General features: G+C 52.5%; 15 protein-coding genes and 4 pseudogenes. 14 read left to right on the top strand and 5 right to left on the bottom strand.

Annotated features, from left to right (window positions below; genetic code table 11):
- The 4 genes and pseudogenes from NWAT_RS12085 to NWAT_RS16270 form a co-directional block, all read right to left on the bottom strand.
- Entirely contained in the window at positions 1–1,206 is a 1,206-nt protein-coding gene (locus tag NWAT_RS12085) for an MFS transporter (protein ID WP_198342155.1), read from the bottom strand.
- Positions 1,207–1,362: 156 nt separating this feature from the next.
- Positions 1,363–2,079, bottom strand: a pseudogene (locus NWAT_RS17110) (aldehyde dehydrogenase family protein).
- 104 nt (positions 2,080–2,183) lie between these two features.
- Positions 2,184–2,399 (bottom strand): hypothetical protein, encoded by a 216-nt coding sequence (locus NWAT_RS17100; RefSeq protein WP_041350729.1) that lies wholly within the window; start codon positions 2,397–2,399, stop codon positions 2,184–2,186.
- Complete coding sequence (locus NWAT_RS16270; protein WP_083781454.1) at positions 2,396–2,605, bottom strand: SDR family NAD(P)-dependent oxidoreductase; 210 nt, start codon at positions 2,603–2,605, stop codon at positions 2,396–2,398. Before NWAT_RS16270 ends, NWAT_RS17100 begins: the two co-directional genes overlap by 4 nt.
- A gap of 471 nt (positions 2,606–3,076) precedes the next feature.
- Here NWAT_RS16270 and NWAT_RS15720 point away from each other — a divergent pair, with 471 nt between their 5' ends.
- Both NWAT_RS15720 and NWAT_RS17565 read left to right on the top strand, forming a co-directional pair.
- Entirely contained in the window at positions 3,077–3,412 is a 336-nt protein-coding gene (locus NWAT_RS15720; RefSeq protein ID WP_049773000.1) for a hypothetical protein, read from the top strand.
- 247 nt (positions 3,413–3,659) lie between these two features.
- Positions 3,660–3,782, top strand: a pseudogene (locus NWAT_RS17565) (transposase); the annotation flags it as partial.
- Positions 3,783–3,905: 123 nt separating this feature from the next.
- On the opposite strand, the gene NWAT_RS12065 reads toward NWAT_RS17565, so the two are convergent.
- Positions 3,906–4,169 carry a hypothetical protein gene (locus NWAT_RS12065; protein ID WP_013221341.1) on the bottom strand — a complete coding sequence of 88 codons (264 nt, stop codon included), beginning with the start codon at positions 4,167–4,169 and terminating at the stop codon, positions 3,906–3,908.
- Positions 4,170–4,372: 203 nt separating this feature from the next.
- On the opposite strand from NWAT_RS12065, the gene NWAT_RS12060 reads away from it, so the two are divergent.
- The 12 genes and pseudogenes from NWAT_RS12060 to NWAT_RS12025 all read left to right on the top strand — a co-directional run bounded on the left by NWAT_RS12060 (position 4,373) and on the right by NWAT_RS12025 (position 12,824).
- Positions 4,373–4,672 (top strand): PQQ-dependent sugar dehydrogenase, encoded by a 300-nt coding sequence (locus NWAT_RS12060; protein WP_013221340.1) that lies wholly within the window; start codon positions 4,373–4,375, stop codon positions 4,670–4,672.
- Positions 4,673–4,909: 237 nt separating this feature from the next.
- The gene (locus tag NWAT_RS12055; protein WP_013221339.1) at positions 4,910–6,358 is read left to right on the top strand and encodes a catalase; all 1,449 of its coding nucleotides are present in this window, start codon (positions 4,910–4,912) and stop codon (positions 6,356–6,358) included.
- Between the two features lie 73 nt (positions 6,359–6,431).
- Complete coding sequence (locus tag NWAT_RS17560; RefSeq protein WP_013221338.1) at positions 6,432–6,581, top strand: hypothetical protein; 150 nt, start codon at positions 6,432–6,434, stop codon at positions 6,579–6,581.
- A 79-nt stretch (positions 6,582–6,660) separates the two neighbouring features.
- On the top strand, positions 6,661–6,855 hold the full coding sequence (locus NWAT_RS17555; protein WP_232420120.1) for a hypothetical protein: 195 nt from the start codon (positions 6,661–6,663) through the stop codon (positions 6,853–6,855).
- A 135-nt stretch (positions 6,856–6,990) separates the two neighbouring features.
- Positions 6,991–7,188, top strand: coding sequence for an IS630 transposase-related protein (locus NWAT_RS18085; RefSeq protein WP_408634622.1), 198 nt, complete (start codon positions 6,991–6,993; stop codon positions 7,186–7,188).
- A 186-nt stretch (positions 7,189–7,374) separates the two neighbouring features.
- A pseudogene (locus tag NWAT_RS18080) lies at positions 7,375–7,602 on the top strand (transposase); the annotation flags it as partial.
- A 108-nt stretch (positions 7,603–7,710) separates the two neighbouring features.
- Positions 7,711–7,797, top strand: a pseudogene (locus tag NWAT_RS18075) (RES family NAD+ phosphorylase); the annotation flags it as partial.
- A 58-nt stretch (positions 7,798–7,855) separates the two neighbouring features.
- Positions 7,856–8,200 (top strand): hypothetical protein, encoded by a 345-nt coding sequence (locus NWAT_RS17550; protein ID WP_232420119.1) that lies wholly within the window; start codon positions 7,856–7,858, stop codon positions 8,198–8,200.
- 54 nt (positions 8,201–8,254) lie between these two features.
- On the top strand, positions 8,255–8,356 hold the full coding sequence (locus NWAT_RS17890; RefSeq protein ID WP_332309880.1) for a hypothetical protein: 102 nt from the start codon (positions 8,255–8,257) through the stop codon (positions 8,354–8,356).
- A gap of 40 nt (positions 8,357–8,396) precedes the next feature.
- The gene (locus NWAT_RS17545; protein ID WP_232420118.1) at positions 8,397–8,624 is read left to right on the top strand and encodes a PolC-type DNA polymerase III domain-containing protein; all 228 of its coding nucleotides are present in this window, start codon (positions 8,397–8,399) and stop codon (positions 8,622–8,624) included.
- A complete protein-coding gene (locus tag NWAT_RS12030) occupies positions 8,587–9,063 on the top strand; it encodes a 3'-5' exonuclease (RefSeq protein ID WP_332309894.1) in 477 nt (158 codons plus the stop codon). Before NWAT_RS17545 ends, NWAT_RS12030 begins: the two co-directional genes overlap by 38 nt.
- Positions 9,063–12,824, top strand: a complete 3,762-nt coding sequence (locus NWAT_RS12025; RefSeq protein WP_013221336.1) for a hypothetical protein — start codon at positions 9,063–9,065, stop codon at positions 12,822–12,824. Before NWAT_RS12030 ends, NWAT_RS12025 begins: the two co-directional genes overlap by 1 nt.
- Positions 12,825–13,045 lie beyond the last annotated feature (221 nt).

The following is a 13,045-nucleotide window of genomic DNA, read 5'->3' as shown; positions in this document are numbered from 1 at the left end:
TCATAAGTTAGTGGACGGCCCTCTGGAAGACCGCAGGGTGCGTTTCGACTGGAAGGCGATGATGATCGCCAGGATAAAGCAGACCAGTGACAGGTAGACGATGAGCTTGACGCCGCTTGCCGGGAAACAGTTCAGGAGCAGTCCGCCGACCCATGTCGCAATCATGATGGACAAATTGAAGACGCTGGATTGCACGGACGTCGCAATATCCCTGGCCTCGTCAACCTGCTTGGTCACCGCGGTCTGGTACATCGTCACCAGCGGACCAAAGGCCAGGCCCCATAGGAAGAATGCGGCGTGCGAGATGACGAGGGTCCCTTTGAACGTAAGCAACATGGCCATGGAAATGGCACCAACAGCGAGCATGAGTACGATCAGGGGACGAAGATACGCATCGATGTATTTTGCAGAAACGATTACCGAAATCACCGAGCCGATGCCGAAGATTAGCAACGCCACGCTGATGCCGCCCGCGAAGCTGATTAGCTCCACCAACAAAGTGATGTAGGTGTAAATACCGTAGTGAGCCGCGACCGATAGAAAGGTCAATAACAAGACGATCAGCATCGACGGCATTTTCAACACCGCGAGCGGTGAATTGCTCTTGCTGAGCTGCTCACCTTTCACCACCGGCAGATAGAAATGCGATAGCACGGCGATGATTGCGACGATCGCGCCGAGGACCAGGAAGACGCTCCGCCAGCCAAAGGCGAGGCCGACCGTCGTCATCAGCGGCAGCCCGATGCTGATGCCCAGGGTGTTGCCCGACATGATGACCGTGATGGCCTTGCCGTGCATGTGCTCGGGGACCAGCCGCGTACCGTAGGCTGCGATCATCGGCCACATCACGCCCGCGCAAATGCCACCGACGATGCGGAAGGCGACGATGACCGGGTAGGACGACGATACACCGACGACGATATTGGAGACCGCAAACCCGATCAGCAGCGCCATCAGGAGCGTCTTGCGGTTGAACGCCAGGGTGGCGCTGACCACTGGGATAGCGGCAAAGGCGGAAGCCAGCGCATACACACCGACTAAAAAGCCGACCTCGCTTTCCTCAATGCCCAGCCCCTCGGTCATCTGCGGCAAAATGCCCGAGGGCACCAGCTCGGACAGAATACCCACAAAGGTGACACTGGCCATCAGGCCCAGAACAAACCATGAAAAGGTCTGCTTTTCGCTGGATCGGGAAATTGTGGACACGTTTGTTGCGGTCGGTTTTATTTTCCTTTGTCGGAGCAGGGGCGTATTCCTTCCACGTTTTATGCTGGGTCATTAATGGATGCTACGCGCACCATTTTTTGTTTACAAATTCCTGAATCCCCATGCAGGAAAGATTGCGGCCATAACCGGAAGCCATTATGCCGCCGAAAGGCAGTTCCGCCGCGCCGTCCAGATAGGTTGATTGATGAATACCATGCCAGTGTCGATGCGGCTGGCCAGGCGTTGGCCGCGCGCAGCATCGCGGGTAAAGATCGATGCTCTCAGGCCAAAGTCCGAGTCGTTGGCCAGTACCACGGCCTCGTCTTCGTCTTTGACCTGGAACATCAGCGCGACCGGGCCGAAAAATTCCTCCCGGTAAGCGAGATTGCCTGGCTTGATGTTCGTGAGGATCGTCGCTTCCATGAACGCGCCGGGTCGCTCGATCCGTTTGCCGCCCAGGACGACCTTGGCCCCACTTGCGACGGCTTGATCGACCTGCTTTACTAATTTAACCACCGCCCTTTCCGAGGCGACTGGCCCGAGTGTTGTAGCCTCGTCCATCGGGTCTCCGGGCGTAAGGGCCGAGAGCGCGGCCTTGAATTTTTCCAAAAACTACTCAGCCAATTCTTCGACGACAATGTAACGTTTTGCGGCGATGCAGGACTGACCGACAAGCGTCATTTTGGCCCAGACCGCCCACTCCACGGTTTTGTCCAGATCGGCGTCTTCAAGCACGATAAAGGCGTCGTTCGCTAACAGCTCCATAGTGGATTTTTGAGACTTTTTCCGGCTTGTCCGGCCGCGGCCTTGCCAGCTCCCAAGCTGCCGGTCAACGCCACACCTTTGATGCGGGGGTCCTCGATCAAGCGACACTTAATCATGGGAAATAAAAAGGTTGGTGTAAGCGCCCGCGGGCGCGCCTGCTTCGAGCCATGATTTTTCCTTTTGGGTGGTTTAGCCCGGATGCGGCAATAGTTTCATAGTGATTTGAATCTCTTACTTGTGCTAGGGTTGCGCTTCGGCTTGAGGCGTTTGAATTCGGGCTGTCCAAGCCCTAACTCCTGGAGTAACTCGCGGATAGACTCCCTAGTCTTCTCGTCTGTCAGGTTCCCTTCCGCATCAAACCGCTCGGCGGCATTGCCGATCATCACTTCGGGGTGGGGAAAAGATGTCAGGGGCAGTTTGTGGATCATGACTTCGTGGGCAGGTCGACCACCGGCACGAAGCCGCCGAAGATCATGGGCTTGCCGTCGAACGGCATGGCGCCGGTAGCCTCCATGCGCGGTTCCTGCATGAATTTCTTCATGCCGGCGTCGCGGGTGGCCACCACCACGTTCGCGCCTGCCTCAGTAAACAGGTCCGCGATTGCAGCGCCTATCCCACGAGTGCCGCCAGTGATAAGAGCTGTGCGTCCATCTACATCGAATCATGGTAATTCTTCCGTTTTGACATCAATTCCGGCTTTCGCGTCATGAGCCGCATTAAACCAGGCTTTCGCCAACGGTGGAGTTTAGCCTAATATATTTATATATCACACACTAGGGGAAATTTATCAACTCTGGTCTATGCGTTGGGCTGCATAGAGATCGTTGCTTGTGGATATTCTGTCGCGGGCTTTCCTAAGCTCGCACACAGGCAATCATCGGACGCAGTTGTACCACTAGCGATGATGAGGCGATGAAAAACCTGAACCGGCTGTTCCGCCGTATTTATTGTGACACTGGTCGAGAATCCATCCCGCCAGAACGGCTTACCGGGGCGCAATTGCTCTAAGTGCTTTACAGCATCCGCAGTGAGCGGCAGTTAGTTGAATAGATCAACTACAATCTTTAATATCGATAATGTCGATGGTTTGTCGGCCTAACGATTGATGGCAGTCTGGAGCCATTCCACCATCAATCAGCATCGCCTGCTGAAAAACGATGTCATTACCGAACTGTTCGAAGAATTGGTCAGCCTAGCCAGGAAGCAAAAGCTGCCGTCCGACGAACACTTCAGCTTAGACGACACCTTGATTCAAGCTTGGGCATCGCAAAAAAGCTACCGCCGCAAGGATGATGACGGCGAGTCCCCAACGAGTCGTGGTCGCATTAGCGAAGCTAATTTCCACGTGGAGAAGCGTAATGACGAGATCCACGAGTCAAAAATAGACGGCGATTGGGTTGATCAGGCGAATGAAAGTGTGCGGTATATCGAAAGTGAATAGCGTATTTATGCTGACGATGATCTGCAAGAGCCTGGCACGGATGAGGGCGTTACAGGGTTAGTCTGCTCTGATGGCGGGGAATCCCCGCGAATGCCACCTATATAGACAGAGATTAGTCGTAAACTATTAATTTTAGTCGAGAACTCCGGCTTCAAACGACCACGGCGTTCGAAGCCGGGTAAAAATCAACAGCCTGCTGGCCGCTTGGGCCGAGGAGGCCCTGCTGCAGGACTTTACGGCGTTCAGTTTGCCCACAAGCCATCGACGCCGGATGCGGACGACCAATCTGGTCGAGCGTTTGAATCAGGAGATCCGTCGGCGCATGCATGTAGCCCGGTTATTTCCCAATGAGGTCTCGTGCCTGCGGCTGGCACCGCTCGCCGATGGAGGACGCCCTGGGGCGTATTTTATCGAACTGGTGCTTGTATTCTCCTAATAGGCGCCGGAGCATCTCAGATTGTAGAGGTGTGGCACTGAGATAGTGGCCAGACGTTCATAGGACGATTTGTTCAAATACCAGCCATGCGCGTTCACAGAGATTTTTTGTGGCGAGCCCTGATAAGGTGCCGTGCAACTCAACCAACTTAACCAACAGTCCCTTATCGGGCTTGGGCAAGCTGTGGTAGGCGAACCGTATCAGCGTCCGGCGTATGAAGTCGTAGTGCTCAGTTTGTGTCTGGAGGAAAAACTCGATGACACGGGGGCCGTCCAGAAAGGAGGGGGCCTGTAGAAGTGTAGTGATGTCGTCGTCATTCATGATGGCACTCATCCTTCCATCATGGCCAGAGATCAGGCTACTTCAGTATCATCTCGTATTGGAAGAGGTTTAGGGTTTTACTTTGCACTTACACTGTGACAGCATGATCGGCTCTGTCGTTGAGGTATCGCGTCTGTATATTCATAATGGTATTCCATGTGCGGCTGGCGTTGCGGCTGTTCTTGTAGGGGGCGTTGCAGCGCATGCACAACCGGCGCAGCAAAGCCAGCTTGCACAAACAGTGTCGACACAATCACGGTCCCGTGAATGTGCAGTGCCTCGCCCAACTCGACAATCCTTGGGGCATGGTCTTTCTGCCGGATAGTCGGCTGTTGATCACCGGAAAGCCCGGGTGCCTGGATGACGGTAAGGTGACTGCAGTAGAGCGCATCGACATGCAGCGGCGCATCCGCGATGTCATCCATGCGCCCGACGGCGCCGTGCTCCTACTCACCGATGGTGATAATGCCGACCTGCTGCGACTGACGCCGGCAAGGCAGTGACCGGTTCGACCTGGCGGCGAAACTATTGTGTCCACCACCGAACGCTACGACAGCCTTGTACTCGGCAGAGGCGAGACCGGAAAATATCTCGCGTGGACACTGGCTAGAGCAGGCTGCTCCACAAAATGAAGCAGGTGAAATCTCTCACACCACAACTCTACCAGAGACACGCACTCGTACACCTCTTTGCGGGACATGGTCTGTTCCTGCACATCAACTTTCCCAGGAGTCAAAAAAATGACTGACCAAACCAAGCCCACGACCACTGATGCTGGTATACCGGTTGCGAGTAATGAACACTCACTGACGATTGGTGCGGATGGCCCGATCGTATTGCACGATCACTATTTGCTCGAGCAGATGGCAATGTTCAACCGCGAACGCATCCCCGAGCGCCAGCCCCATGCCAAGGGCGGCGGCGCTTTTGGTCACTTCGAAGTCACCAGCGACATCAGTGCGTATACCAAGGCCGCAGTATTTCAGCCCGGCACGCAGACCGATACTCTGATTCGCTTTTCCACGGTTGCCGGGGAAAGTGGCAGTCCCGATACCTGGCGCGATCCACGTGGATTCTCGGTCAAGTTCTACACGATTGACGGAAACTACGACATGGTCGGCAACAATACGCCGATCTTTTTCATTCGCGATCCAATGAAGTTCCAGCATTTCATCCGGTCACAGAAGCGCCGGGCCGACAGCGGTCTCCGGGACCATGATATGCAGTGGGATTTCTGGTCGCTGTCACCGGAATCCGCGCATCAGGTCGCCTGGTTGATGGGCGATCGCGGCATCCCGAAAACCTGGCGGCACATGGACGGCTTCTCCAGTCATACCTACATGTGGGTCAACGCCAAAGGCGAGAAGTTCTGGGTCAAATACCACTTCAAGACCGACCAGGGAATCGAGTGCCTGACTCAGGCCGAGGCCGATCGACTGGCCGGCGTCGATGCCGATTACCACCGGCGGGATTTGTTCGAGTCGATCAAGAGAGGCGATTTTCCGAGCTGGACCCTGAAGATTCAGATCATGCCGTTCGAGGACGCCAAAACCTATCGTCTCAATCCATTCGACCTGACCAAGGTCTGGCCACACAAGGATTATCCGCTGATCGATGTCGGCAAGCTGACCTTGAATCGCAATCCAACCGACTTTCACACCGAGATCGAACAGGCTGCGTTCGAGCCGAGTAACATGGTACCGGGAATTGGCTTGAGTCCGGACAAGATGCTGCTGGCACGGGGCTTCTCCTACTCCGACGCGCACCGTACCCGGCTCGGAGTCAATTACAAACAGATCCCGGTCAACCGCCCGCAGGCGCCCGTTCACAGTTACAGCAAGGACGGGGCCATGCGGACCCAGAATGTTGCCGACCCCGTGTATGCACCCAACTCATACGGCGGCCCGAAGGCTGACCCTACACGAACCGATGAGGCGGGCCTGTGGCATGCCGACGGCGATATGGTGCGTAAGGCCTATACGTTGCGACGCGATGACGATGACTTCGGCCAAGCGGGGACCCTGGTTCGCGACGTGCTGGATGACGCTGCGCGCGACCGATTGGTGGGTAATGTAGTCGGCCACCTCAAGGCCGGCGTTTCCGCACCAGTGCTCGAGCGGGCCCTCGCATACTGGCGCAAGATCGACAAGAATTTGGGGGATCGAATTGCCAAGGGCGTGGAACGCTAGCGACTCAACCGACCATAGCATGCGCAGCGGCGGTCTATTAGCGAAGGCTTGATCGTCGGGCATTTTGCCGCAGATGACCGAGGGGCAGGGCGTTGAGGAAAGCGAGATCGGTTTCCTGGTCCTGGATGTCGTGGAAGTGATTCGCATCGATACCAGTGGCACCAAGGGGTCGCCTGAGGCGGTGATCGCTATCGATACCTTGCCCAGCAGCGTGACAGAATGAACCGGTCTATCGGCTCATTCTGTCACGCTATCCCCAGATCAGCCTGCTCGAGCGCGTCTCCAATCCATAGGATTGGGACGTGCTCTATGCCGTGGAGTTTTTGACCAACTCCAGGTTGCGAGATAAAGTCGGCGATATTCGCCTGGTGCCGCTGGAAGAGCGTGTCTATGGCGATGGTGCGTCCTGGATCATGGCGGCCTTCACCCACCCGCCGGTGGATGGTCGAGACGGTCGCTTCAACCGGGATTTCGGCATCTATAGTCATTTGAATTAAGAATCGATCATGTTATAGTTTTGAGATGACGTATTTCTTAGACCTTCGTCATCGTGTTGTGACCTTCATCGAAGAAGGCGGCAGCTAGAGAGAGGCGCACGGCTTGTTTAACCTATCCTGCAATACGATTTACCGTTGGCGCAGGAGCGAAGATCTTCGCCCGAAGGTTCACGGGGTTCGCCTCAACGCAAGCTGGACAAGTCTGCCTTGAAACGCCACGTGCAAGCTCACCCGGATGCAAAGCTTTGTGAACGAGCCGTTCATTTTGGGATCCACACGAGCGCCATCTGGTACGCACTTCGTTCCATGAGCATGGTAAAAAAAAGCGCGTAGCTATTCCCAGAGAAGTAAGAGGCAAAGGGCTGCGTAGCTTGCCCGCTTGCGCGGCTTTTTTAAAAGCCACGGCCAAGAAAACATCGTTTACTTTGATGAGAGCGGGTTTGAGAAATACGCCTATTGCCCGCATAGCTGGACGCCGCGTGGGCAAAAGTATAGGGCGATGTATCGGGCAGTAACCGAAAAGATGTTAATCTGATGAGGGCCCAGCGCCGGGATGAATGGCTCGCGCCTGTTGTTTTTAACGGCTCGTGCAACACGGCTTGGGTCAATACATGGATTAAGGGTTTTTTGCTTAAAGAGCTGAAAAAGCCCAGTGTGATCGTGATGGATAATGCGCGGTTCCACAAACAATCAGAGATACGCAATATCCTTGAGAAGGCAGGCCACCTCTTACTCCCCTGGTTTTAATCCCATTGAGCACTCCTTCGCCCTTCTCAAAAAACGAAGGCAATTCTCCGGTAAAAATATCGAAAAGCCTATATGTCACAAAGTTATTTAGAATGACTATATTACTGCGCCACCAATGAGGCGGTGGCCATCGCCGAATCATTCTTCCATCGGGCACGATTCCTACGAGAATCCAGAATCGACAAGACCAGTTAGGAAATGCGCGTTATCTGCGCACAACTGGGACCTGTCATCTTGCATTTGGAGTTTCGCCATGACTCATTTCAATTTTGTTCCTACAAAATCTTATCAGCCTGGAGAATTCGCGCTTCAATGGGCGCCTCGGGCTGGCCACGACTTAGCGCGCAAGGCCCTCAGTTTGGTATCACCCTCCACGCGCGCCACTTCTCCTCCTCCCGAGGATAGGTCGCGCTTGCGGCAACGGGAAAGCTATAGCGCCAATTCATGGCAAAATGCAAGTAACCTGGCCCTCGCGCTCGCAGCAAAGTTTTACTTCGCACTCTCGCTGGGGGGTCGTTCACCATCCATGGAGAACTCCGACGTGCGGCACCTGGACGGACATGCTATTTACCATCCCGATGACTACGGTGAAGCCTAGAAGCTTGGTTATGCGTTACGACATGCCAAAAGTTACGGCGTTCACTATCGCAGCGTGAGAGCGAAAGGGGAGTGTTATGGGGTGATGCGTCCCAAGGCGCTTTCGGATGCCATTCACTGGCATTATCTGCGCTACCACTCTATGACCAGGGGATGATCGTTCGCGTTGAATCCCTGGATGGCAGTGGCAGAGGGTAATGGCAATGTATAACGAACTGCTGTGGATATTCACCCAACTCCCAGACGATTACATCGTCCTCGATATGGAAACCACCGGACTCCCTGAGGAAAACGGCCTGCCTGATATCGTCATTTTAGGGCTAACAGTGGTTAAAAATCGGGAGATTTCAGAATCCGTAGAGTTTGAAACGCGACTGCTAAAGACGCATTTCAGAAGAAGCGCAATCAATACACGGTATTACTAACATACAGGCTGCCAGGTTTGAATCGTTTGATTCCCGGCGGCACCAGATTGCCGACTACCTGAAAGATCAACTCATCGTCATTCACAACGCCAGTTTTGACTGGCCCATCCTGCTTGATCATGTTGTGCGATACCATCTAAACATGCCGTCTATCAAAGGTGTATTTTGTAGTCAGAAAGCTGCAATTCCCTGGGCGCAGGCCATGAATCTCCAGTGCGGCCACAGAGGTCCGTCGTTAGGTACGTTGACGAAAGTGTTGGGCGTTGAAGATCTCCGGGGCAAAGAGGGTAGAATTCATGGGGCGGAGATTGATAGCCAGCAGACTGCGAAGGTAGTTGAAGTGATAAGGCGTAGTGGGAACGGATTACGCATCACATTACACTCTCCGGCACCTAAAACAGCCACATGTGACAACTTAATCGAGGATAAACTTATTTAATGCGGATCACTGCCACACACCTTGTCAATTGGTCAGATCAGCGGGTAGCACAGGGAATGCTCCCTATCCTGGTGCGAAGATTGATCAAGGCCACTGCCCAGATTAAATCTATCGCTATGCCTGGTGGTGAGTCCGTGGGCGAACCCGGATGTGATGGAATATTGAACGTGGAATCCGGTAATGCCTGGGTGCCGGATGGAGCCAGTTACTGGGAGCTTGGCACTTCTACCAATCCCGCCAAAAAAGCAACAAGCGATTTTCAGAAGCGGGTAACCGAGCTATCTGCCGAGCATGCAGCACAAACAACTTATGTTTTTGTTACCTCTAGGCGGTGGCGTGAAAAGGGGAAATGGCAAAAAAAGGCACGAAATCAGAACGTCTGGGCTGATGTTTTAGTGTGGGACGCTGACGACCTAGAAGCTTGGCTGGAAACATCGGCAACCACCTCCCTATGGATGGCATCTCAAATTGGTATCGCGGGATCTGGAATCGTTTCAATAGAAACCTATTGGGATCACTGGCATAAGCAGTCCAACCCCATCTTGACTTCAACAGCTTTGCTGGTAGGGCGCGAAAAAGCGCGCGATGAGTTGTTAAGGCGTACCAATCAGCGTGAGCCCTTGGTTGCCGTGATGGCTGATAGTCAGTCAGAAGCTGTTGGATTCGCAGGTAGCCAATTGATTGAAAGTGATTATTCTCAACGGGCTGTTTGTGTGACATCGATGGAGGGATGGCAGTATGTCGATGCTAATCCCGGTGTGGAACTAGTCATCGTTGCCGATAATCAGCTTGCAGCTAACCGTGCTCCGCGCGAGGGAATGAGCTTGATCATTCCTCTAGCGGTTGGAGATGCGGCTTTCAACCTCATGGGCTCGGCCGCAAAAGTAGCCGATCAGAAGGTCATCGAGATGAGTCGGCCCAAGCCTGACGAGTTTGAACAGGCATTATTGGAGCTTGATGTCGCGCCTTCGGATGCAGCTCGATATACCGGGACTCTTGGAAGATCGTGGACAGTCTTTCGTCGTATGAACGCGTTGAATCCTGCCGTGAGAAAACCCGAATGGATAGATGGGCCTAATGCTACCAGTCTCCGCATCCTAACATTGGTTGGAGCATGGAGCGGTGAATCGCAAGGTGATAAGGCTTGTATAGAACAGGTTGCTAACAGGCCCTATGAAGAAATTGAGGACGAACTTTTGCAGCTTGTATCACTTGATGATGCCCCTGTATTGAAAATAGGAAATCTCTGGAAGGCCAAGGCGCCTCTGGAACTACTGAATTTAGTAGGTCCAAAACTGACGGGAGCAGTTCTGTCGAGATTTTTCCAAGTAGCAAGGGCAGTTTTCGAAGAGCCAGACCCTGTTTTGGAGTTAGAAGATGATAAACGCTGGATGGCAACTATTTATGGAAAAGTCCGTGAGCATTCCGGCGTCGTTTTAGATGCCATGGCAGATTCCATCGCAAAGCTGGGCTATTTTGCAGATGCCAATCCGAATGCCAGCGAGGTAGGGCGAGAGGTTAGAGCGTTGATCAGACAATTGTTGACGAATGCTAGCGAAGACCGTTGGTTATCCGTCTCTCAGTACCTCAGATCATTTGCGGAAGCCGCACCAGATGAATATTTATCCACGATTCAGGAAAGCTTGAATATCGCTGGGAGACCGGTGACTAGGCTAATCACGGAAACCCAGTCACCGGGTGTCTTTAGTCGTTGCTGGTATGCTAACCTGCTCTGGTCGCTTGAGATGCTGGCTTGGTATCCACGGCGTCTAATGAAGGTCGCTGAAATTTTGGCCAAACTATCTGAAACGGAAGTGAAAGGTAACTGGGGTAATACACCTTTCAATTCGTTAATTTCACTCTTTCGTCCATGGTTACCACAGACTGCCGCAACAGTTGATCATCGAATCCATGTGGTTCGGAATATCGTTGACCAATATCCGCAAATCGGCTGGCGCTTACTCTTGGCACTAGCGCCCAACCATCATGATTTTGCGTCACCAAATGCAAAACCCCGTTGGCGTGAGGATGATGCAGGAGCCGAAGGGGGCGTCACGCATGGTGAGTATCGTCATTTCGTCCTAGAAATTGCGAGTCTATTAGTTGATCAGTCGAGAGGAAACGCCGCACGCATAGCTGAACTCGTCCCGATGATCGACCGCCTGGGCATCGAATTCCGTGACGCGGTCATAGGTCTGGTCAATGCCTCGACGGAGTTTGAGGACGAGGACAAAGAGCAGGTACGATCAGCAGTCAGGAAATATCTCCGTTGGGAAAATTCCTTCAATCCGTCCGGGGAAAAGCATGATCGCTACGCTGCTGACGCTTTGAGGCCAGCTTTTGATTCTCTTGCCGCTGACGATTTAGTGATACGCCACGCATGGCTTTTTTCTAATGGCTGGGTTGATTTGCCAGATGGGCGAGAGGATGACTACGAGGAGATCAATCGAGCTAGGGAAGATCTACGCGCTACCGCAGTTCGGGAGATTTTTAATCTACAAGGTTGGCAAGGTATCAATCAGCTTGTTAATCGAAGTGGCGATCCAAGACTTATCGGCTGGGAACTGGTCAGCGATCCATTTGATTGGAAAGAATTAGTGGAGTGGTTATGTCGTCGCTATTTGAATTTAGCCGAGTACTCGTTGGACTCTTTGACGTCCGGTGTGCTGCACGCTGTAACAGAAACGGAATGCCACGAATTTTTGGTGTTAGTCATCGCTGACCTAGAGCGAAGAAATGCTCAATCAGCCGCAATTGCGGGGTTGATGTCCAATGCTCCCCAAAGAATGTGGGTATGGTGCCTCATCGAGGAACAAGCGCCAGAGATTCGCGAGCAATTCTGGAAGATTGTTCGACCATACTACGTTCGAGCAGAAGGTGATGATCTGATATTTTGCATTGAAAAGTTGCTGGCGGTGAATAGGCCAAGAACTGCGTTTGAGGCTTTGGGTCATCGGGCGGCTGAAGTGCCCAGTTCGTTATTGATGCAAATGCTGAAAGATCTTGGCGCGGGTAAAGAGCCAGATGCACCACTTCCACAGCCATGGAATATCTCCCGACTGTTTACAGCACTTTCCCAAGCAGGACAGTTATCCCAATCTGAATTGGCTAGCCTTGAATTCGGCTACTATGAAATCTTGCATAGGGAAGAATATGGAACTCCAAATTTGTTCGCGGAAATTTTTAATTCGCCAGAGTCCTTTATTGAACTGATATGCTTGGTATATAAACCACGGAATTCTGAATCTGAACCGATACCGGAAAGCATGCAAGGCGCAGCCCAGACTGCTGGTTCTTTGCTCTACAATGGGCGCGGAATCCCGGGAAGAGCCTCCAATGGAAAAATTGATTCTGTGATATTTTTTGAATGGATCAAGAAAGTTCGTGAGCTGGCAAATGAAAAAGACAGGTTAGCCGCAACGGACTCAACAATAGGCACTTGGTTCTCCGACTGGCCGTGTAATAAGAACCTGGAGTTTTGGCCTGATAAAGTTATTGCAGAGCTGTTAGATCAAGATGACTGTGAGGACATCAGGCAAGAATTCAGTATAGGGGTGCAGAATAGTAAAGGTGTTAGCTCACGGAATCCTTATGATGGCGGAAATCAGGAACGCGAAATTGCTAATAAGTTTAAAATATTTGCCGCCACTTGGCGTGACGAGAAGCCGAATCTTTCGGCGATGATGGAAGATATCGCAAAGTCATTTGAATACCAAGCTCGGAGTCATGATGACGACGCACGTTGGACACAGGAGTCATAGCTGTAATTTGGTCTGCTGAGTCAATCTAAATCTAACTACTTGTTAAGTAAGTCTATTCAGTTCAATTCACTAAACATACTCACCTGAAGAATCGTTTTCTTCTTCCTAGTTGAAAATTTGATAATAGGGAACGGTAGTTATTCTGCTGACAGATAAATGCGCATAAAATTTTAAGAATCACCCCACCCACCGAATAGATTTCCCATCGTCCCTCGTACCTA

The sequence above is a fragment of the Nitrosococcus watsonii C-113 genome (genome assembly GCF_000143085.1).
In the GTDB taxonomy this organism is placed as follows: Bacteria; Pseudomonadota; Gammaproteobacteria; order Nitrosococcales; family Nitrosococcaceae; genus Nitrosococcus; species Nitrosococcus watsonii.
Note: the sequence above shows the minus strand (reverse complement) of the source record. Positions and strands in the feature narration are given on the sequence as shown.

What these genes read in the sequence shown, in the direction of transcription:
- NWAT_RS12055 (WP_013221339.1), top strand. Translation starts at nt 4,910, where the DNA reads ATGACTGACCAAACCAAGCCCACGACCACTGATGCTGGTATACCGGTT.
- NWAT_RS17100 (WP_041350729.1), bottom strand. Translation starts at nt 2,399, where the DNA reads ATGATCCACAAACTGCCCCTGACATCTTTTCCCCACCCCGAAGTGATG.
- NWAT_RS12025 (WP_013221336.1), top strand. Translation starts at nt 9,063, where the DNA reads ATGCGGATCACTGCCACACACCTTGTCAATTGGTCAGATCAGCGGGTA.
- NWAT_RS17560 (WP_013221338.1), top strand. Translation starts at nt 6,432, where the DNA reads ATGACCGAGGGGCAGGGCGTTGAGGAAAGCGAGATCGGTTTCCTGGTC.
- NWAT_RS15720 (WP_049773000.1), top strand. Translation starts at nt 3,077, where the DNA reads ATGGCAGTCTGGAGCCATTCCACCATCAATCAGCATCGCCTGCTGAAA.
- NWAT_RS12060 (WP_013221340.1), top strand. Translation starts at nt 4,373, where the DNA reads ATGCACAACCGGCGCAGCAAAGCCAGCTTGCACAAACAGTGTCGACAC.
- NWAT_RS17545 (WP_232420118.1), top strand. Translation starts at nt 8,397, where the DNA reads ATGGCAATGTATAACGAACTGCTGTGGATATTCACCCAACTCCCAGAC.
- NWAT_RS17550 (WP_232420119.1), top strand. Translation starts at nt 7,856, where the DNA reads ATGACTCATTTCAATTTTGTTCCTACAAAATCTTATCAGCCTGGAGAA.
- NWAT_RS12065 (WP_013221341.1), bottom strand. Translation starts at nt 4,169, where the DNA reads ATGAATGACGACGACATCACTACACTTCTACAGGCCCCCTCCTTTCTG.